Origin of the sequence: Stenotrophomonas acidaminiphila (assembly GCF_014109845.1) — a bacterium.
Lineage (GTDB): Bacteria > Pseudomonadota > Gammaproteobacteria > Xanthomonadales > Xanthomonadaceae > Stenotrophomonas > Stenotrophomonas acidaminiphila.
In genome coordinates, this window is the sequence record NZ_CP043567.1 from 282,446 (window position 1) to 303,021 (window position 20,576).

The 20,576-nt window shown below is 67.2% G+C and carries 18 protein-coding genes and 1 pseudogene; 11 read left to right on the forward strand and 8 right to left on the reverse strand.

What is annotated here, in order from left to right:
- Positions 1-161 precede the first annotated feature (161 nt).
- From pdhA to F0P95_RS01575, 8 genes are all read left to right on the forward strand, one after another.
- On the forward strand, positions 162-1,250 hold the full coding sequence (pdhA, locus tag F0P95_RS01540; RefSeq protein WP_054667881.1) for a pyruvate dehydrogenase (acetyl-transferring) E1 component subunit alpha: 1,089 nt from the start codon (positions 162-164) through the stop codon (positions 1,248-1,250).
- An 82-nt stretch (positions 1,251-1,332) separates the two neighbouring features.
- A complete protein-coding gene (locus F0P95_RS01545; RefSeq protein ID WP_152985139.1) occupies positions 1,333-2,319 on the forward strand; it encodes an alpha-ketoacid dehydrogenase subunit beta in 987 nt (328 codons plus the stop codon).
- Between the two features lies 1 nt (position 2,320).
- Positions 2,321-2,671, forward strand: a complete 351-nt coding sequence (locus tag F0P95_RS01550) for an SH3 domain-containing protein (protein WP_182335426.1) — start codon at positions 2,321-2,323, stop codon at positions 2,669-2,671.
- A 1-nt stretch (position 2,672) separates the two neighbouring features.
- Positions 2,673-4,025 carry a dihydrolipoamide acetyltransferase family protein gene (locus tag F0P95_RS01555; RefSeq protein ID WP_182335427.1) on the forward strand — a complete coding sequence of 451 codons (1,353 nt, stop codon included), beginning with the start codon at positions 2,673-2,675 and terminating at the stop codon, positions 4,023-4,025.
- Between the two features lie 131 nt (positions 4,026-4,156).
- Positions 4,157-4,495, forward strand: a complete 339-nt coding sequence (locus F0P95_RS01560) for a hypothetical protein (protein ID WP_182335428.1) — start codon at positions 4,157-4,159, stop codon at positions 4,493-4,495.
- 31 nt (positions 4,496-4,526) lie between these two features.
- On the forward strand, positions 4,527-5,159 hold the full coding sequence (locus F0P95_RS01565) for a DUF998 domain-containing protein (RefSeq protein ID WP_182335429.1): 633 nt from the start codon (positions 4,527-4,529) through the stop codon (positions 5,157-5,159).
- A 30-nt stretch (positions 5,160-5,189) separates the two neighbouring features.
- Positions 5,190-5,576, forward strand: a complete 387-nt coding sequence (locus tag F0P95_RS01570) for a VOC family protein (RefSeq protein WP_182335430.1) — start codon at positions 5,190-5,192, stop codon at positions 5,574-5,576.
- 52 nt (positions 5,577-5,628) lie between these two features.
- The gene (locus F0P95_RS01575; protein WP_182335431.1) at positions 5,629-6,387 is read left to right on the forward strand and encodes an SDR family NAD(P)-dependent oxidoreductase; all 759 of its coding nucleotides are present in this window, start codon (positions 5,629-5,631) and stop codon (positions 6,385-6,387) included.
- A 26-nt stretch (positions 6,388-6,413) separates the two neighbouring features.
- On the opposite strand, the gene F0P95_RS01580 is transcribed toward F0P95_RS01575, so the two are convergent.
- On the reverse strand, positions 6,414-7,046 hold the full coding sequence (locus F0P95_RS01580; RefSeq protein WP_182335432.1) for a Rossmann-fold NAD(P)-binding domain-containing protein: 633 nt from the start codon (positions 7,044-7,046) through the stop codon (positions 6,414-6,416).
- A 112-nt stretch (positions 7,047-7,158) separates the two neighbouring features.
- Between F0P95_RS01580 and F0P95_RS01585 the strand changes: the two genes are divergently transcribed.
- Positions 7,159-8,715 carry a GGDEF domain-containing protein gene (locus tag F0P95_RS01585; RefSeq protein WP_182335433.1) on the forward strand — a complete coding sequence of 519 codons (1,557 nt, stop codon included), beginning with the start codon at positions 7,159-7,161 and terminating at the stop codon, positions 8,713-8,715.
- 85 nt (positions 8,716-8,800) lie between these two features.
- Here F0P95_RS01585 and F0P95_RS01590 read toward each other — a convergent pair whose 3' ends face one another.
- From F0P95_RS01590 to F0P95_RS01615, 6 genes are all read right to left on the reverse strand, one after another.
- Positions 8,801-11,518: a M16 family metallopeptidase gene (locus F0P95_RS01590; protein ID WP_232528728.1), complete on the reverse strand. Its 2,718-nt coding sequence runs from the start codon at positions 11,516-11,518 to the stop codon at positions 8,801-8,803.
- 294 nt (positions 11,519-11,812) lie between these two features.
- The gene (locus F0P95_RS01595) at positions 11,813-13,918 is read right to left on the reverse strand and encodes a peptidase domain-containing ABC transporter (protein ID WP_182335435.1); all 2,106 of its coding nucleotides are present in this window, start codon (positions 13,916-13,918) and stop codon (positions 11,813-11,815) included.
- A 20-nt stretch (positions 13,919-13,938) separates the two neighbouring features.
- Positions 13,939-15,066 carry a hypothetical protein gene (locus tag F0P95_RS01600; RefSeq protein ID WP_182335436.1) on the reverse strand — a complete coding sequence of 376 codons (1,128 nt, stop codon included), beginning with the start codon at positions 15,064-15,066 and terminating at the stop codon, positions 13,939-13,941.
- A gap of 52 nt (positions 15,067-15,118) precedes the next feature.
- Positions 15,119-15,475 (reverse strand): hypothetical protein, encoded by a 357-nt coding sequence (locus tag F0P95_RS01605; RefSeq protein ID WP_182335437.1) that lies wholly within the window; start codon positions 15,473-15,475, stop codon positions 15,119-15,121.
- A 217-nt stretch (positions 15,476-15,692) separates the two neighbouring features.
- Positions 15,693-16,958 (reverse strand): HlyD family secretion protein, encoded by a 1,266-nt coding sequence (locus F0P95_RS01610; RefSeq protein ID WP_182335438.1) that lies wholly within the window; start codon positions 16,956-16,958, stop codon positions 15,693-15,695.
- A 53-nt stretch (positions 16,959-17,011) separates the two neighbouring features.
- Complete coding sequence (locus F0P95_RS01615) at positions 17,012-17,152, reverse strand: hypothetical protein (RefSeq protein ID WP_182335439.1); 141 nt, start codon at positions 17,150-17,152, stop codon at positions 17,012-17,014.
- Between the two features lie 59 nt (positions 17,153-17,211).
- Here F0P95_RS01615 and F0P95_RS01620 point away from each other — a divergent pair, with 59 nt between their 5' ends.
- Entirely contained in the window at positions 17,212-17,610 is a 399-nt protein-coding gene (locus F0P95_RS01620; RefSeq protein WP_232528730.1) for a helix-turn-helix transcriptional regulator, read from the forward strand.
- Positions 17,611-17,666: 56 nt separating this feature from the next.
- On the opposite strand, the gene F0P95_RS01625 is transcribed toward F0P95_RS01620, so the two are convergent.
- The gene (locus F0P95_RS01625; RefSeq protein ID WP_182335440.1) at positions 17,667-18,575 is read right to left on the reverse strand and encodes a DUF808 domain-containing protein; all 909 of its coding nucleotides are present in this window, start codon (positions 18,573-18,575) and stop codon (positions 17,667-17,669) included.
- Here F0P95_RS01625 and F0P95_RS01630 point away from each other — a divergent pair.
- A pseudogene (locus F0P95_RS01630) lies at positions 18,511-20,407 on the forward strand (ABC1 kinase family protein). The gene F0P95_RS01625 and the pseudogene F0P95_RS01630 sit on opposite strands and share 65 nt — an antisense overlap.
- The last annotated feature ends 169 nt before the right edge of the window (positions 20,408-20,576 follow it).

A 20,576-nucleotide genomic window follows, 5' to 3' on the forward strand; every position in this document is an offset into this window, starting at 1 on the left:
CCGCGGCGGCTGGCTGAATGCGTTGGATCCACGTGCCGCGGCGGTCGCGCATGGGCCGGCGCACGGATTTCGTGCTGCGGCGCAGGACGGCTTTTCCGGTCCGATTCCTTACCATGCGCAATTCCTATCATTTGAAACCATCTGTCCAAGGTGTTGCTGCAATGACGGTTTCCGCCCAGTTCCACATCGAATACCTGCAGTACCTGGATGCCGACGGCACCCTGGTACGCGACGACCTGCCGGCCTCGTTGCGCGATCCGCGCGCGCTGCTGCCCCTGTTCCGGCAGATGCTGGCCACCCGGGTGTTCGACACCAAGGCCGTGGCGCTGCAGCGCACCGGCAAGCTCGGCACCTTCGCCTCCTGCCTGGGCCATGAAGCGGCCCACGTCGGCATCGGCGCGGCGATGAAGCCCGGCGACGTGTTCGCCCCCAGCTACCGCGAATACGGCGCCATGTTCATGCGCGGCGTGCGTCCGCGCGACGTGCTGATGTACTGGGGCGGCGACGAGCGCGGCAGCGACTACGACCGCGACAGCGACGCGGCGCGCGACTTCCCGATCTGCGTGCCGATCTCGACCCAGTGCCTGCACGCGGCCGGCTCGGCGCTGTCGTTCAAGCTGCAGGGCAAGCCGCAGGTGGCGGTGACCGTCTGCGGCGATGGCGGCAGCTCCAAGACCGATTTCTACGCCGCGGTGAACTCGGCCGGCGCCTACCAGCTGCCGCTGATCCTGTGCGTGGTCAACAACGGCTGGGCGATCTCGGTGCCGCGCTCGGCGCAGACCGGCGCCCAGACCCTGGCCCAGAAGGGCCTGGCCGGCGGCCTGTTCTGCCTGCAGGTGGACGGCAACGACCTGATCGCGGTCCTGGCGGCGATGGAGCAGGCGCGCGAGCGCGCCCTGTCCGGCCAGGGCGGCACGGTGCTGGAGTTCCTCACCTACCGCCTGTCCGACCACACCACCGCCGACGACGCGCGCCGCTACCGCGACGACGCCGAGGTCAAGGCCGCGTGGCTCAAGGAACCGCTGATCCGCCTGCGCAGGTACCTGACCGCGCAGGGCGTATGGAGCGAGGAAGAGGAAAAGAACTGGATCGCCGAATGCGGCGCCCGCGTGGACGAGGAGGTCAACGCCTACCTCAACTGCCCGGTGCAGCCGGTGGAAGCCATGTTCGACTATCTGTATGCCGACCCGCCGCCGGACCTGCTGGCCCAGCGCGCGGCCGCCATCGCCCTGGAGCAGCGCCATGGATGACATCAAGCGCAGCACCGGCGTGCAGGCCGGCCACGAACTTGTCAGCGACCACGGCGCCGCCGGCGCCAGCGGAGAGAACACCATGACCGCCACCCCCATCACCCTGATCGAAGCCGTGACCCAGGCACTGGCCTGGGAGATGGAACACGACCCGTCGGTGCTGGTGCTGGGCGAGGACGTGGGCGTCAACGGCGGCGTGTTCCGCGCCACCGCCGGCCTGCAGCAGAAGTTCGGCGCGCAGCGCGTGCTCGACACCCCGCTGGACGAGACCACCATCGCCGGGCTCACCGTCGGCCTGGCCGTGCAGGGCATGAAGCCGGTGGCCGAAGCGCAGTTCGATGGCTTCGTCTACCCGATGGTCGACCACATCATCTGCCACGCCGCGCGCATGCGTAACCGCACCCGCGGCCGCCTGCACTGCCCGATGGTGCTGCGCGTGCCGTGGGGCGGCGGCATCCGCGCGCCGGAGCACCACAGCGAGGCCAACGAAGCCATCTTCACCAACGTGCCGGGCCTGCGCGTGGTGCTGCCGTCCAGCCCGCAGCGCGCCTACGGCCTGCTGCTGGCCGCGATCCGCGAGCCGGATCCGGTGATCTACATGGAGCCCAAGCGCATCTACCGCCAGTACAAGGAAGTGGTCGCCAACGATGGCGAGGCGCTGCCGCTGGACGTGTGCTTCGTGCTGCGCGACGGCACCGACGTGACCCTGGTGGCCTGGGGCGCGCAGGTCAAGGAAGCGCTGGAAGCGGCCGACAAGCTGGCCGCCGACGGCATCAGCGCCGAGGTCATCGACGTCGCCACGCTGCGCCCGCTGGATTTCGCCACCATCGCCGAATCGGTCGCCCGGACCGGTCGCTGCGTGATCGTGCAGGAAGCGCCCAAGACCGCCGGCTTCGGTGCCGAGATCGCCGCTCGCCTGGCCGAGGAGTCGATGTACGACCTGCTGGCGCCGGTCGAGCGCGTCACCGGCTACGACACCCACATCCCGCTGTTCCGCCTGGAAATGAAGTACCTGCCGAGCGTGGAGCGGATCGTGGCGGCGGCCAGGCGCGCGGTGGCGGCCGGCTGACATGCGCGCGCGACTGCTCAACGCCTACCGCAGCCAGTACCCGGTGCCGTTGCGTTTCCACGCCGGGGAGATCGTCGAACTCGGCGTGCGCGACGAGGAATGGCCGGACTTCGCCTGGGTGCGCACCGCCGACAACCGCGCCGGCTGGGCGCCGGTGGCATGGCTGCGCGTGCTCGGCGACGGCCGCGCCGAGGCGCTGCGCGATTACACCGCGCAGGAACTGGACGTGGACAGCGGCGAGATGGTGCGACTGCATCACGAACATGGTGGCTGGTGGTGGGCCGAACGCGCCAACGGCGCGCTCGGCTGGCTGCCGGCACGCGACCTGGAACTACTGGAAGAAACCCCCTGAGATGAGCCAGACCAAGAATTTCAACCTGCCCGACCTGGGCGAAGGCCTGCCGGACGCGACCATCGTCGAGTGGTTCGTCAAGGAAGGCGACGTGATCAAGCTGGACGAGCCGCTGGTGTCGATGGAAACCGCCAAGGCCGTGGTGGAAGTGCCTTCGCCGGTCTCCGGCAAGGTGCTGAAGCTGGCCGGTGGTGCCGGCGACATCGTGGTGACCGGGCACATGCTGGCCCAGTTCGAGATCGATCCGAACCTGCCGCAGCGCGCCGAAGGCCAGGACACCGGCCATCACCACGGCGCACCTGCCGCTCCCGCGCCCGAACCGGCTCCTACTCCGGCTCCGGCTGCAGGCGCGGCCGAGCGTGCCGACGAAGGCACCGTGGTCGGGGCCATGGTCAGCTCCAATGCCGTGCACACCGAACAGGCCGTGGCCGTGGGCGGGGTCAAGGCGGTGCCGGCGGTGCGCGCGATGGCGCGCAAGCTCGGCGTGGACCTGGCCCGGGTACGCGCCACCGGTGCCGACGGCGCGGTGACGATGAGCGACGTGAAGCAGGCCGCCGAAGCCGGCACCGCCAAGGTCGGCAGCGCGCCAGCAGCCGCACCGCAGGCGGTCCAGGCCGCCGCCACGGCAGCGCCGGCCGTGCGCGCCGAAGCCGCGCGCACGCCGCTGTCGGCCGCCGGCAAGCCGATGCGCACCGCGCCCCCGGGCGTGGCCGCCAAGGGCCAGCCGGAGCCGCTCAAGGGCGTGCGCCGCAACATGGCGCGGGTAATGGCCGACGCGCACAGCAAGGTCGTGCCGACCACGCTGACCGACGACGCCGACATCCATGCCTGGGCACCGGGCAACGACATGACCTCGCGGCTGGTGCGCGGCATCGTCGCCGCCTGCCAGGCGGTGCCGGCGATGAACGCCTGGTTCGACGGCGACACCCTCACCCGCACCCTGCACGCGCAGGTGGACATCGGCATCGCCGTGGACACCGACGACGGTCTGTTCGTGCCGGCACTGCGCAACGCCGACATGCTCGACGCGCGCGGCGTGCGCGAAGGCATCAACCGCCTGCGCCAGCAGGTGGAAGAGCGCAGCATCGCGCCGTCGGAACTGAGCGGCTACACCATCAGCCTGTCCAACTTCGGCATGTTCGCCGGCCGCTATGCCACCCCGGTGGTGGTGCCGCCGTGCGTGGCCATCGTCGCCGCCGGTCGCGCCCGCTTCCAGGTGACCCCGGTAATGGGCGGCGTGGAAACGCACAAGGTGATCCCGCTGTCGGTCACGTTCGACCACCGCGCCTGCACCGGCGGTGAGGCCGCGCGCTTCCTGCGCGTGTTGATCGACGACCTGGCCCGGCCGCACTGACCGTCCGCGGCGACGGTTCCGCAGCCGGACCTGAGCCCGCAGCGATGCGGGCTCTTTTTGTTGCCCGCCCCGGTCGCCACGACGCCCGCGGCCACGCTACGATGCCCGCATCGCACAGGACAGGCGTGACCATGGCCCATTGGATCTGCAGCCACTGCAGGGAAAGCAACGAGGACACCTTCGACCAGTGCTGGAAATGCGGCACCCGCGTCGACGGCAGCGCGGACCCGGGCTTCCGCCCCGACAACGCCGATCCGGTGGCCTGGCCGCCGCGCCTGATCGATTGCCTGCGCTGCCCCGGCACGCCGATGGTGTTCGCTGGCCGCAAGCGCTTCCACGAGGGCTCCCAGGCGCTGCCGTTCCTGCTCGGCAACCTCGGCGAACTGCTGGTGAACCGCGAGGCGTTCGACCTGCACGCCTGCCCGTCCTGCGGCAAGGTCGAGCTGTTCCTGGCCAGCGCAGCGCGCTGACCCGGCCTCCGGCACCCGCCCCGCGACCGCCATGTCCCACCCGCGCCGGATCGTGCCGCTGTTCGCGCTGGCCTACCTCGGCATGCTGTTCGGCGGCGCGCTGCTCAAGCCCGGCTATTCGCACATGGCCCGGTACATCAGCGAACTGGGCGCCAGCGGCAGCCCGCACGCACGGCTGATCAGCCTGGCCGGCTTCGTTCCGGTAGGCCTGCTCGCCGCCTGGCTGCTGCTGGCCTGCGCGCGCCTGGCGCCGGTCAGCGGCCCCAGTCGTGTCGGCTACTGGCTGCTGTTGTGCGAGCCGCTGGCCTGGATCGGCTCGGCCCTGGCGCCCTGCGATCTCGGCTGCCCGGCAAGCGGCAGTATCCGCCAGCAACTGCATACCCTGCTGGGCGTGCTCACTTACGGCGGAACCGCGCTGGGCCTGCTGCTGCTCGCCACCGCGCCACGACTGCCAGCCGGCATCCGCCTGCTGTGGGCCGGGCTGGCGACCACCTGGCTGCTGCTGTTCGTGCTGATGGCCGCACCCGAACTGCAGGCCTGGCGCGGGCTGCTGCAGCGGTTGGCCGAATGGCTGGTCTATGGCGCGCTATGCGTCGCTGCGTGGCGGCTCGGTGGACCGGCGCGGGCCACGACCTCCACACCCGCGCCCGCGACACGGGCGTAAGCTCGCCGCTCCCACCGCAGGAGCACGCGCATGGCCCATCGCAGCCGCCTGGCCGGCTTCATCATCGACTGCCAGGACACCGACGCCGGCACCGCCGCCCGGTTCTGGAGCGCCGCGCTGGGGCTGGTGCCCCACGCCGCGGAGACCGACACCGACGGCGCGCAGTACGCCGGGCTGTCCGGCGCGCCCGGCGGCCTGCACGTGGAGGTGCAGCGCGTCAGCCATCCCCCGCGCGTGCACCTGGACATCGAAGCGGACGACATCGACGCCGAAGCCGACCGGCTCGAAGCGCTGGGCGCGCGCCGCATCGGCTTCGTCAAGCGCTGGTGGGTGATGGAAGCGCCGACCGGCCACCGCTTCTGCGTGGTGCGCATGAAGCACCCCGACAGCGGGCAGCCGGCCACGACCTGGGCGTGAACCGCGGCCTTTGCGGCGACAATACCCACCGGTTCCCGCGGAAGACGCCACGATGACGGTTCACCAGCTGGGCGACGCCCGCGTCCTGATCGCCGGCGGCAGCCGTGGCATCGGCCTGGCCATCGCCACCGCGTTCGCCCGGCACGGCGCACGCCTGGGGCTGTGCGCGCGCGGGGCCGACGGCCTGCAACGCGCGCGCGACACGCTGCAGGCCGGGGGCGCGCAGGTGCACGTGCAGGCCTGCGACCTGGCCGATCCGGCGCAGATCCAGGCCTGGGTCGAAGCGGCCGCCGCCGCGCTGGGCGGCATCGACATCGTGGTCAACAATGCCTCCGGGTTCGGCCACGGCAACGACGACGCCAGCTGGCAGGCCGGCTTCGACATCGACCTGATGGCCGCGGTGCGCACCAATCGGCTGGCGCTGCCGTACCTGCGGCGCAGTGCGATGCCGGCCATCCTCAACCTCAGCTCGATCAACGCGCGCGTGCCGACACCGCGCGCCACCGCCTATTCCACCGCCAAGGCGGCGCTGGACTATTACACCGTCACGCTCGCCACCGAACTGGCCCGCGAGCGCATCCGCGTCAATGCCATCGCTCCCGGCTCCATCGTTTTCCCCGGCGGGCTGTGGGACCAGCGCCGCACCTTCGAGCCAGCGCTGTACGCAAGCATCCGCGACCGGATTCCGTTCGGTGGCTTCGGCGACCCTGCCGACGTGGCGGCGGCCGCGGTGTTCCTGTGCTCGCCCGCCGCCCGCTGGATCACCGGGCAGGTGCTGGCGGTGGATGGCGGCCAGTCGCTACCGGCCTGAGCGCCGCCGCTACCGGCGCGCGGCGGCTACGCCAGCTGCGCCGACCCGATCACCTGCACACCCGGCCGCGGCGCCAGCGCCGCTTCGACCAGCGCGGCGGCGATCCGCCCGGCCGGATTGATGCGCCACGCGCGCGGCAACACCGGTGCCAGCGCACCCAGCACCCGCGCGGCCGCCTGCTCGCCGGGGCGTGGCTCGTTGCGCTCGCCACCGATCAGCCCCGGTCGCACCAGCGCCAGCGACGCGAACTCCAGCGCGCGTAGATCCTGCTCCAGTCCGCCCTTGACCCGGTTGTAGAAGAACGGCGAACGCGGGTTGGCGCCCATCGCCGAATTCAGTGCGAAGACCGCGCAGCCGTGCGCTTTCACCGCGCGGGCGATGGCCAGCGGGTAGCCGCGGTCGATGCGCGCGAACGCCTGCCGCGAGCCGGCCTGCTTCAGGGTCGAGCCCAGCGCGCAGATCGCCGCATCCACCTGCCACCAGGGCGCCTCCAGCGGCAGCGACTCGAAATCCAGCAGCGGGCCGAACAGGCGCGGATGCCGCAGCGGCAATGGCCGCCGCGCCGGCGCGACGACGGCCGTGCAGCGCGCATCGGCCAGCAACCGCATCAGCACCTGTGACCCCACCAGCCCGGTGGCGCCAGCCAGCAGTACACGCATCCCGCTCCTCCTTCGCCCGGCTGTTCAAGCCGGCATCCGCCTCGCCGATAATGGGGGACATCGATCCCCTGCCCGCGGCCCGCCCGCACAGCCCGTCCGGAAACGCCTCGCAATGGCCGACAGCAACGACATCCCGCCCTCCAAGCCTGCCGGACTGGGACGCATCCTGTCACGCCGCCAGGCCATGGCCGAGACCCCGGCACCCGCGCCGGCCGCGCCCGCGCCGAAAGCCGCCGCGCACGGCCACGGCACCGCGCCGCTGCAGCGGGTATTCGGCCATGCCCATGCCCCGGAGGCGCTGCTGCATGCCTTCGCCCAGGGCATGTCCACCCTGCCCGGCGAACTCGGCGACCTCGGCCGGCTGCTGCACAGCGCCTACGACCGCCAGGAGTGGGAACGCTATGGCCGCCTGCTGCGCCAGCTGATCGACAAGTACATCCGCACCATCGAACTGGGGCCGGCGCAGCCCGGCAACAGCGAGGCCGAGCGGCTGCGCGACATGCTGCGCAACACCCTCGGCGCGGTGCTGTCCAGCCTGCTGCAACAGGCACCGGAGCTGGAAGCCCAGGCCCGGCGCATGGGCGACGAACTGCGCGGCTGGCAATCCGGGCAATCGCTGGAGCCGGTGGAGCAGCACCTGCGCGAACTCTGCCACCAGGTCGGGGTGCGCAACGACGTGCTCCACGAGCAGCACGACCTGCTGCTCAACCTGTTCGACCTGCTGCTGCAGAACATCGCCGAACTGGTCGATGGCGGCAGCTGGCTGCACGGCCAGATCGGCAACGTGCGGCAGATGCTGGCCGGGCCGCTGGATCGCACCTCGCTGGAACGCACCCGCAACGACCTGCGTGAGGTGATCTACCGCCAGGGCGTGCTGCGGCAGGGCATCGAGGAGTCCAAGGAGGCGATGAAGGAGCTGATGGTCGATTTCGTCGAGCAGGTCGAGGGCATGGCCTCGGAGACCGGCGACTACCACGACCGCATCGCCAGCTACGCGGTCGCGGTACGCCAGGCGCGCAGCCTGGCCGACCTCGGCCAGTTGCTGCAGAACGTGCTGCAGGACACCGCGCGCGTGCAGGCGCAGGCGCTGCGCGCGCGAGACCGCCTGGCCAGCGCCCGCGCCGAGGCGCTGGCGGCCGAACAACGCGTGCAGCAACTCGAGCGCGAGCTGGAGGAAGCCGGCAGCCAGTTGCGTACCGATCCGCTGACCGGGGCCCTGAACCGGCGCGGCCTGCAGGAACTGCTCGCCGATGCGATGGGCGGCGCGCAGCCGCTGCTCAGCATCGCCCTGCTGGACCTGGATCATTTCGGCCGGACCAACGCCGACTATGGCCACGCCGGCGGCGACCACGCGCTGCGCCACCTGGTAACCACCGCGCAGACGCGACTGGGCAGCCATGGCCAGGTCGCACGCCTGGGCGGCGACGAGTTCGTGCTGGTCCTGCCCGGCATGGCCCAGGAACAGGCCGACGCGCAGTTGCGCCGGCTGCAGGAAGCGCTGGCCCATCGGCCGTTCCTGCACGACGGCCAGCGCGTGCACGTGCGTTTCAGCGCCGGCATCGCGCAATGGCGCCCGGACGAATCCGCCGAGACCCTGCTGCAGCGCGCAGACCGCGCACTCTACGCGGCCAAGCAGGCCGGCCGCGACCGGGTCGGCAACGCCGACTGACCCCGCCACCGGCACCGACCGCGGCCATGCCGGCCTCCCCCTCCATGCGACCGGGGCGGCCACCAGGGCCGCCCCGGCATTCCACTTACTTGAAGTCGCCGGCCACGAACACGCTCAGGCTTTCGGGCTTGAGGTGCGTGCGGATCGCGGCATTGACCCGGTCGACGGTCAGCGACCGGTAGGCCGCGTCGCGCTCGATCACGAACGCCATGGAGCGATCGTAGTCGAGCAGCTCCTGCAGCAGCCCGGCCACCGCACCATCGCTGGCACGCGACTGCTCGCGCTGGACCATGCGCGCGGCGACGGCGTCGCGCAGTTCCTGCTCGGTGACGCCGTCGGCCACCAATCGCGCCAGCTCCTCGCGCAGGGCACGCTCCACCTTGCCCATGTTCTCCGGCGCGGCGATGGCCTGCACCGTGAGGCTGCCATTGTCGTCGCGGCCGCTGCGGCTGTCGTCCGCACGCAGCCCGGCGCTCACGCCGTAGCTCAGTCCTTCGCGCTGGCGGATGCGGTCGGCCAGGCGCGACTTGAGCGGATCGCCGCCCAGGATGTCCACAGCGATGCTCAGCGCCGGTGCGTCGGCATCGGTCACGTTGAGCGACAGGTTCTGCCGCGCCAGCAGTACCGCGTTGGGCTTGTCGGGAGTGCTGAAGCTCTCCCGGTGCGCCGCGCGCGGCTGGTAGCGGGTGGCGATGGGCGCATAGGGTGCCGGCGACTTCCAGCCAGCGAACAACGCCTGCAGCTGCGTCTTCACCGCCTCCGGATCGAAGTCGCCCACCACGCTGATCTGGCCGCTGGCGGTGCCATAGAAATCACGGTGCCAGGCACGCAGGTCCTCGAGCTTGAGCGCATTGAGCTTGGCCAGCGACTCGTCCAGTGAATCCGCATGCAATGGATGCCCCGCGGGCCACGGATCGAAGTACGTCGCCATCGCCATCGATGCCAGCATGCCCGGCTCCTTGCGCTGCGCTTCGATACCCGTGATCGCCTGCAGTCGCAGCTGTTCGAACTGCGCCTGCGGGAAGTCCGGCTGGCGCAGTACCTGCGCGGCCAGCGCCAGCGCCTCGGCCAGGGTTTCGCGCTTGCCGCTGAGGCGGATCTGCGCACCCTGCAGGCTGCCGCCGATGGAGGCCTCGGTCTTGAGCGCGTCGAAGCGGGCAACCAGCTGCTCGTAGCTCTGCCCGGCGGCACCGCGCAGCAGCATCGACCCCACCCACTGCGCGGCGGTATCGCGACCGCTGACGGCCTGCTCGCTGCCGAACTCGAAACGGGCGTTGACGGTGACCGTCTGCCCGCGCGTCCGGCGCGGCAGCAGCGACACCTTCAGGCCATCGCCCAGGGTGAACGTCTGCGTGCGCGCGGCGATGTTCTGCGGCGTCGCCTCGAAGGCCTCGCCCGCCGCCACCGCCGCCCGGCCGGTGTAGCCGTCGACCACGCTGGCGATCGCCGGCGCGGCGGGAATCTCCGCGCGGTCCGGCGCGTCGGTGGGCACGAACCGGCCAAGCGTGCGGTTACTCGGCTTCAGGTACGTCGCCGCCACCCGGTTGACGTCCGCAGCCGTGACCTTGGCAATGGCATCACGCTGCACGAACAACAGGCGCCAGTCGCCGGCTGCCTGGTACTCCGACAGTGCCATCGCCACCGCGTTGACGTTGTTGAACAGGTTCTCCTGGTCGTTGCCGATGCGCTGCTTGGCCGCCTCCACCTCGTCTGCGGTCACCGGGCGGGCGGCGATCGCTTCGGCCTGCCGCAGCAGCTCGGCTTCGGCCTTGGCGGCGTCACCGTCCCTGGGCAGCACCGCGATCACATTGAACAAGCCCGGATCGCGCATGCTCATGCTGCCGGCACCGGCACCGGCCGCCAACTTGGTCTCCACCAGTGCCTTGTGCAGGCGCCCGCTGGGCGTGTGCCCCAACACGTTGCCCAGCACGGCCAGCGCCGCGCTGTCGGCCTGCGCCAGCGCCGGCACGTGGTAGGTGGTGGCTACCAGCGACAGATCGCCGCTGCGGCGCACCGTCACCTCGCGCTCGCCGTCCTGGGTCGGTTCGGCGGTATGGAACGCCGGCAACGTCCGCGCCGGCTTCTTCAATGGCCCGAAATGCGTGGCGACACGCGCCAGCGTGGTATCGGCGTCGATGCGGCCGGCCACGATCAACAGCGCATTGTCCGGCTGGTACCAGGTGCGATAGAACGCCTGCAGGTTGCCGATCGGCACGTTCTCCACGTCCGAGCGCGCGCCGATGGGCAGGTTGGCATAGTTGTGCCAGTCGTAGGCGACCGAGCGCATGCGCTTCATCAGCACGCCGGCGGGACTGTTGTCGCCGGCTTCCATCTCGTTGCGGACGACGGTCATCTCGCTGTCCAGGTCGGCCTTGGCCACCCTGGAATTGAGCATGCGGTCGGCTTCCATCGCCAGCAGCCAGTCCAGCGTGTCGTCATTGGCCGGGAACGAAGCAAAGTAATTGGTGCGGTCCAGCGACGTGGTGGCGTTCTTGTTCACGCCACGCTTCTGCATCTCGCCGGGGATGTCCGGATGCTTCGGCGTACCCTTGAACAGCAGATGCTCCAGCAGGTGCGCCATGCCGGTCTCGCCGTAGTTCTCCTGCATCGAACCGACGCCGTAGACCAGGTTGACGGTGACGGTGGGCTTGCTGGCATCGGGGAACAGCAGCACCCGCAGGCCATTGGGCAGGCGGTATTCGCAGATGCCCTCGATGCACGGCCCGGCCGTCACTGCCCGCGGCAGCGTCGCCGACTCACCCTTGGCGTAGACCGCCGGCATCAACGCAAACGAAAGTGCCACGCCCAGGGCGCAGGAAGACAGTTTCAGCATCATTTCCCCTTGTCTGATGATCAATGAAACACGCCGGCATGCACTCCGCCGGCACTCAATGCACGGCACGCATGTACCGCAAAACAACGATTTGATCCGCAACGCGCGCGTGCATGCAACTGTCAGAGCTGACAGCATCGCTTCGCCACGTCATCCGCGCGTCCGCCTGAAACGGTCATGTCCGGCGCAATCCACCCATCCTTATCACCATCCCGCATACAGTCACGACGCCGTTCAATTCCAGCAGGCATGCATCGGACAAGCCTACATCGCATGCTCGACTTCCCCGGCCGGCGCATCGCATGCGGTCTGCGGGCGCAGTTCCTGCACGATCCGGCCCTGCTCCATCACCAGCACGCGATCGGCGCTGGCGATGGTTTCCGGGCGATGCGCGACGATCACGCGGGTAACCTGCAGGCGCCGGATCGCCGTGTTGACCAGCTGTTCGTTGCCCACATCCAGATGGCTGGTCGCCTCATCCAGGAACAAAAGTTTCGGCTGCCGGTACAGCGCGCGCGCCAGGATGATGCGCTGCTTCTGCCCACCGGAAAGCGAGCTGCCCATGTCGCCGATCAGGCCGTGGTAGCCCATCGGCATCGCCGCGATATCCTCGTGCACCGCCGCAAGCCGCGCCGCCTGCTCGACACGCTCAAGATCGAACTCTGGGTCGAAGAAGCCGATGTTGTCGGCAATGCTGCCGGCGAACAGCTGATCGTCCTGCATCACCGCGCCGACGATGGCGCGCACGTTGCGCGCGCCGAGCTTGTGCAGGTCGTGGCCGCCGACGTGGATGCTGCCCTCGCTGGGCTTGAGCAGGCCCAGCAGCAGCTTGACCAGCGTGGTCTTGCCGCACCCGGACACACCGATGATCGCCACCGACTCGCCCGGCGCGATGCTGAAACTGCAATCGCGCAGCACCCAGGGCTCGCCCTCGGCATAGCGGAAGGACAGGTTGCGCACCTCGATGCGCACGTCCTGCGGCGGCAGCGCTTCCGGCAGCGCCTGGTCGTCCTCCGGCGGCGTCAGCACGATGTCGGCCAGGCGCTCGCCGTGCAGGCGCAGCAATTTGAAGCCGACGAAAGTATCAATCAGGCCGGTGATCCGGCCACTGAATTGCCCTTTGTAAGACAGGTAAGCCACTAACATGCCGATGGAGAAGGCGTTACCCAGCACCAAATGCGCACCCATCGCCAGCACGACAATGTTCTCGACACCGAAGATCAGCCCATTCACCGTCCCATAGATCATGTTCATCTTGGCGATGCGGACGGACTGGTTCTGCGTGGCAACCGCATGGTTCATCCATTCGCCGTGGCGCTGGGATTCATGCCCCATCAGCTTGATGCTGGTCGCCCCGCGTAACGATTCCAGCAGGTGCGTCTGCTGTCTGGCGGATAGCACCATCTGCTCCTCATTCGCCTGACGGAACATTCGATAAGTCGCCAGACGCACGCCAAAATAAAGCAACAACGCCGCGACGCTGACTAGCATCAACTGCGGGCTGTATTTCATCATTACCAGCAAAGTAGTGATGGCCATCAAGCCATCGAGCACCACGCTCACCGCGCTGCTGGTTATCATATTCTGGATAGCGCCTACCGACCCCATCCTTGAAGTGATGTCGCCCAAATGACGTTTTTGGAAGAAATCCACAGGCAGGCGCAACAGATGCGCCAGCACATTGCCATTCCATTGCAACCCCAGCTGCATCGAAAGGTGGATGCCCGCCCACGTACGCATCAAACTGACAGAGGTTTGCAAAACAAGAAACATGACGAACGCAATGATGAGAACCGTCAACAGGTCCGTATCTGCCCTCACCAACACATGATCCATGATGCCCTGCGTGAGCAACGGCGACACCAGTGAAAATACCTGCAAAGCCAAGGACAACAGGAGAATCTGCAACAGCGAACGCTTCAGCCCGCCAATGGAGCCTGCCAACTGCCTGAATGAAACTGAAGGCTTCGCCCTCTCTTGCCTGAAATCCACTCCAGGAGACAACTCCAGTGCCACACCAGTGAATTTGCGCGAGACCTCTTCTAGGGAAATCCTGCACAGACCTACCGCAGGATCCTTGATCGTAAGAATATTGCCATTAATGCGAATCATAACTACGAAGTGATTCAATTGCCAATGAAGTATGCAAGGCAGCTGAAGCTGCTTCAGCTCCTTCAACTCCAATCGCAGCGGGCGCGACACGAGCCCATGGCACCGCGCAACCTCTATCAATTGACGGAGAGTCACTCCTTTCAGCGAAAGACCATTTTGAGCACGCAATGCAGCCATATCGATATGCCGGCCATAGTGATTCAGCACCATACCAATACAGGCCAAGCCACACTCCGCAGATTCAGACTGAAAAAGCATCCTATCTCCGCCGAACTTTATTAATCTATCAACAGAACACTTCCATCTTCCACAGAAAACCCGATTCTTCCATAAGCAGTGGACTGCGCATCGACAACCTCTCTGCCAGGACCAGCCGTCATGTCAACAAAAATGTCGAGAGAAGGTATCCACGTCACCACGTGATCCGCCCATGAATAATCCGGAGCAATAAAAGTAGGTGGCGCATATGCGCCAAGCCCCGTAATTACAGAAACCCCTTTGATTCCCACCCTGGCAAGCTCAGCCCTCATAACCAACGCGTAATCCTTGCAATCAGCGAATCCCGATTCATATATATCACCCACAACTCTTCTTGGATATGGACCACTATTAACACTTGAATATCTGTATGAGAGATTATTCGCCACTTTCCTCACAATACTCTCAACCAGATCATGCCCACCCTCTGCCATCACCGAGAGAGAACGGCGCCCCTCAGCAAGATTATCCTCCCGCTCACGATACTTCGCCGCCAAATCTGCCCAGCTCGCTAAGCTCGAGTAGAAAACGGTCCCACGTACGTCTTGATCCGCGGGATCAACTTCGAACAGAGCCCCTCCATCAACAACCCTTCCTCTCCCCCCTGCTTTCACAGAGACCCCATCCAGATTGATGACAGTTTCACCATCCCCAATAATTGCAATTCTCGATCGCACCCCCGGCACAACAGGAATATTCCCGGTAACCGCGCCAGTTGGCGTCTCGTAACGCACCACCCAGTTTCTTATGGAGACGTACCTCCCGCCTTTACCCTTAAGAGCATCTTTCGTCACATATGCCCGACAGTACCCCGCCCCTTGCTGCATCTGTACATGCACACGCTCCTTATGATCTCCGATCAGCTCAGCTAAAACCTCCTGATTACCGACCGCATCACATTCATATATATTATCCCAAAACACCTCGCCGACATCCCGCACCACCCCGCCATCAATCTTAAGAAGAGCTCTATCCACACGCTCATATGCATGTGGCGACAGGACCTTCACAACCGTATAGGCGCACTCTTCATTTCGCGACATACATTTCAAAAAAAATGCACTCTCTCCCGCACCCTCAGCTCGCCTAGATACAGCATCACCACTCGAGCCCAGCGCACCAATCAGAATCAGGGCAAGAAAATCCATGCAACCCTCCAAAAGGAGCCGCCAACAAGGCGACCCCCTCATATTCAGTCAATCAGGGCAAACAAGTGTTTTTACTCCCATCCCACTTACCACCCTCGACGTCCTCGCACATCGCCTTCTGGGTCATGTAGGCCCACTCGGTATATTTATTCACTGCGTTCCCGCAGATCGCCTCTACCTGTGCCAAGGAATACGGATTCCTCTTCATGCCTCCAACTCCCGCAGCAGAATCAAGATCTACGCAAGCATTGATAGCTTCGGAGTGACTAAGCCCGGCATTCCGCGCATTGAAATATGCCTGCTCCAGTTCCCGTTGCGTCGCTTCGTCAACAAACGCTGCCCCCCGCTGGCCGGGTTGCTCAAAGCCTCCGGCCACCGCTTCCAGCTCGAAAGTAGACAAATCCCTCATCTTCTCTCTCCTTCAACAAGCGCAGCACCCCTGCGCAACAGGGCCAGACAGTCTGGCAAACCTTAAGCCCAGGCCCGTCAGCGAGTACAAGGCCTTAGGCGGCATCTCCCCTCAGCTGAAATCAGGGGCCAGCCACCTCCAAACGCCACCATGCGGGCGGAAGACTTCTGGCGCACATCTCGCACCTTCTCGTGACTCGATAGATGGATACGGACTTTCAGCCATTACCGAGCCTGCCAGCCAGCGAATATAGAGGTTCAAAGATCCATTCGATCAGGCGACGCTTCTCTCCCATCACATCAGCATCCAGCAGCATGCCGGGCTTGAGTGGCTCGGGCTTACCGTAGGCGGTGATGGCCTGCTGTGCCAGCGCCACGGTAATGCGGTAATACGGTTCGCCCTGCTGGGCATTGCCGATCAATGCCCCCAACTCGCCACTGCTCAATGCGCTGCGGCTGATGCGCGCCACCCGCCCCTCCTGGTGGCCGAATTTCTGGTACGGAAACGCCTGGTAGCGCAGCAGCACGGTATCGCCGGGGGCGATGAAGCCGATGGCACGGCTGGGCACCAGCAGTTCGGCTTCCAGCTTTCCGTCACCGGGCAGCAGGCTCAGCAACGGTTGTCCGGCCTGTACCGCCTGCCCCGGCTTGACGATCTGCGTGGCGACCACACCGGTTACCGGCGCCTTCACCAGCAGCGCACCACTGGCTTGCGTCTGCACCCGTTCCTGTTCCAGCTGGGCCAGATCGCGCTGGTAGCCGGCGTCGCTGGCCTGATGCTGGCCGGGCAGTTCGCGCTGTGCCTGCTGCAGTTGCGCCATCAGCCGGCGGGTGCCGATCGCTTGCCGCTGCAGAGTCTGCATCTGGCCGGTGTAGTCCAGCACCAGCGCTTCCTGCTGTTTGATCTGCAGCACGCTGACGTACTGCCCGCCCTCGAGCCGGCGCAGGCGATCGAGGGTTTCGCTGGCGATACGGATCTGCTGCTGGCGGGTGACTACTTCTGCCTCCACCTGCGCCAGTTCGCGCTGCGCATTCGCCAGTTGACTGGCGATGCCCTGCGCCTGCGCCTGCAACTGTGCATGCTGGGCCTGTTGTGTAGCGAGCAGACCGTCCTGCCGTTGCTGCAGACGTTGTTCCAGGGCCGCCTGCGTGTCGCCGCTGCCTTGGGTGGCACGCGGTACGGTGACCAAGGCCAGCATGCCGCCGGCGGCGACCTGCCCTCCCTCCGGAACTTCCATACGCGTTACGACGCCACTGGCAGGCGCCACTACTGTCGCCAACCCCTGCGTTGGCACCAGTTGACCCGTGACGGTGGAACGGCGGGTATAAGTCCCCAAGGTGATGAACAGCACGATGGCGGACGCGGCCACTACTGCCAGCCCGGTCAGTACCCACAGCCGCAGCGGTTGCGCCAACGAAATGCCGCCCAGCCAGCGGGTGCGGCGGGCCTTGAGCACTTCATCGCGGAACAACGGTTGCGACATTGCATCCCCATGCATCGTCATCGGCGGGGAATCACCTTTTTCCATCCGCCGCGCTACGGCAAGCCCTGATGCGCGCCATATTCAATGACACCGCCGCCCCATCCGCCCGGCACGAAAGCGATCACGCGAACGCTGCCAGCATTAATGACCAATTGCGTCATTGTTGCTGACATGCACTTCTGATCTTCCATCATGCAATGGCGCAATCAGGCATCGACCGCGATGCGCAGGCCATTTCCCCACCGTGCCTATAATGGCCACGTTGCTGGAAGGGGGAGAAAACCGAATGGCGGGAAGCCTCGGCATACGAATCCGCATGGCACGACGGCGGAAGGAAATGACGCAGGGCCAACTGGCCTCGGTACTGCATGTCAGCCGCAGCGCGGTCGGGAACTGGGAGGCCGTCAGCGGGATTTCGCCCAGCAGTACGCGCCTGATCGCCATCGCGCTGGCAACGGACGTCTCGTACGAATGGCTGGCAACGGGCCGCGGCGAGCCCTCACTGCGCGAGGACTGGACGCCCGCCGCCGACGCCGAGCTGGTCGACGATCCCGTCGAACGGCGCCTGCTGCATGCATTCCGCCACGCCCGCTCGGCCACGCGCAGGATGGTGTTGCAGATGCTTGAGGCAAGCACGACGTCACGCACCTGAGAAGCGCCATCGAGACGGCGCCCTGCGGCATCCTCATCTGGCGGGATATGTGAGGCTCAATGCGCCGACTTGCCGCTCCGCAGGCGTTGCACTCCGCTCACCGCCGCCAACACCAGCGCGCCGACCAGGATGCCGACCACCACGCTGCCCAGCGCGTTGGCCGCGATCTCCCAGGACGGTGACGGAATCCAGCCCACCACCAAGTGGTGCAGTGCCGGTATCGCGTGCACGAGGATGCCGCCGCCCACCAGGAACATCGCCGCGGTGCCGGCGATCGACAGGCCGCGCATCAGCCACGGCATGGCGCGCAGGATGCCGCGGCCCAGCGCGGCGGCGGCACGGCCGCGACGCAGCAGCCACAGGCCGATGTCGTCGAGCTTGACGATGCCTGCGACCAGTCCGTAGACGAACACCGTCATCGCCAGGGCGATGGCCGCCAGCACCAGCACCCGCTGCAGGAACGGCACGTGCGCCACCACGCCCAGCGACAGCACGATGATCTCGGCCGAGAGGATGAAATCGGTGCGGATCGCGCCGCGCACCTTGTCCTTTTCCCAGGCGACCATGTCCACCTCGGCATCGGCCAGCGCCTGGATGCGCTCGGTGTGGCGTTGCGCGTCTTCCTTGCCGTGCAGGAACTTGTGCGCCAGCTTTTCCACGCCCTCGTAACAGAGGAAGGCACCACCGAGCATCATCAGCGGCGTGATCGCCCACGGCAGCCATGCGCTGATCGCCAGCGCCGCCGGCACCAGGATCGCCTTGTTGAGCAGCGAGCCCTTGGCCACCGCCCAGACCACCGGAAGTTCGCGCGCGGCACTGACCCCGGTGACCTGCTGCGCATTGAGCGCCAGGTCGTCGCCAAGCACGCCGGCGGTCTTCTTGGCCGCGACCTTGGTGAGGATGGAAACGTCGTCGAGCAGGGTCGCGATATCGTCGAGCAGGGCGAACAGGCCGGCTCCAGCCATGGGGCACCGTGGAAAGTGGGAAGGGGCCGATTGTCACGCATCCCGGGCCCAGGCGACATGGTCGGTCGCGTTCACCCGCCGACCACCTGCGGCCAGTAACACTGCCCGGCCATGCCGCACGGGAGAACGCCTTGACCGCAGCGAAACACGACCCGGCCACGCCCGCCACGGTCGGCAGCATGAGCCGGCGCCAGCAGATCCTGCGGCTGCTGCTGCGCTATCGCAATTCCGAAGTGTTCTCCGGGCTGCAGCTGGACGGCGAGCCGCCGCGTGGCATCCCGCTGCCCGAGGACGCCGACCCGGCGCAGTTCGTCGCCGACCTGGAGGCGCTGGGGACGACCTTCGTCAAACTCGGCCAGGTGCTGTCCACGCGCCCGGACATGATCCCGCTGGAGTACGTGGCCGCGCTGGAGCGGATGCAGGAGCAGGTGGCGCCCATCCCGGTGGAACAGATCCGCGCGGTGATCGAGGAGGAGCTCGAGGCGCCGGTCGGCAAGCTGTTCGCCGTGTTCGACCCGGAGCCGCTGGGCTGCGCCTCCATCGCCCAGGTCCACCGCGCGGTACTGCACGATGGCCGCGAAGTGGCGATCAAGGTGCAGAAGCCCGATGTCGCCGCGCAGCTGCGCTCGGACATCGCGGTGCTGCGCAGCTTCGCCAGCGCCGCCGACCACCTGACCCGGGTCGGCCGCCGGGTGCGCTTCGCCGACTGGCTGGACGAGTTCGCCACCACCCTGCGCATGGAGCTGGACTACGAGGCCGAAGCGGCCAACCTGGCGCGCTTCGGCCAGCACCTGGCGCCGTATCCGGAGCTGTGGGTGCCGCAGCCGCTGTGGGACCTGTGCCGGCGACGGGTGCTGACCATGGAACTGGTGCACGGCGTGCGCGTGGACGCGATCCCGCCGGTACGCCGCACCGAGCAGTCGATGCAGCCGCTGGCCGCGGCGCTGGTGCGCGGCTACCTGGACCAGATCTTCGTGCATGGCGAGATCCATGCCGACCCGCATCCGGGCAACCTGCGGGTGACCGACGACCAGCGCCTGGCGGTGTTCGACCTGGGCATGGTCGCGCATGTGCCGCCGCGCCTGCGCGAACGCCTGCTCAAGGTGCTGTTCGCGGCGGTGGACGGGCGTGGCGAGGAAGTGGCCGACGAAATCATCGGCATCAGCACCCGCCTGGAGGACTACGACGAGGAGCGCTACCTGCGCCTGACCGGGCAGATGATCGCCCGCTATGCCGCCAACGACACCCTGTCCGAGGGCCGCGTGGTCCTGGAGATCGTGCGCATCGCCACCGCCTGCGACCTGCGCACGCCGCCGGAGCTGAGCCTGCTGGGCAAGGCGCTGCTTAACCTGGAAGGGGCGTGCCGGCTGCTGGCGCCGGAGCTGGATACGCGCGCCGTGGTCGAGCGCCAGCTGCAGCACGTGATGCGCGCGCGCCTGGTCAAGTCGCTGTCGATGGCCAACGTCGCCAGCGAGGCGATGGAGCTGCAGCAACTGCTGCGCACCGGACCGCGGCGGGTGTCCGACATCCTCAGCCTGGTGGCCGAGAACCGGCTGCAGATGAAGGTCACCGGGCTGGAGGAATCGCGGCTGATGGAAAACATCCAGAAGGTCGCCAACCGCATCGCCGCCGGCCTGATCACGGCCGCGCTGCTGCTGTCGTCGGCGCTGCTGATGCGCGTGCCCAGCCACTTCTCGCTGTTCGGCTACCCGGCGTTCGCGATGCTGCTGTTCCTCGTGGGCGTGGTGATCGGCCTGGGCCTGATCGTCAGCGCGTTGCTGTTCGACCGCCGCACCCGTGCCCGCGCGCGCGAAGAGCGCGGCCACCGCTGAGCAGTACGCGCGGCACGTGCGCCATCGTCCTGAAGCCGGCCGTATCCGGTGGACAGCGGCGCATCGTAGCGACATGACGGCATGACGCAGCGCACCAGGACGGGGCGCGAAGAGCAGCGCGCGCGTGCGCTCCGCGGGAAATGCACTCGCGCGGGTATCCGCTGCACGC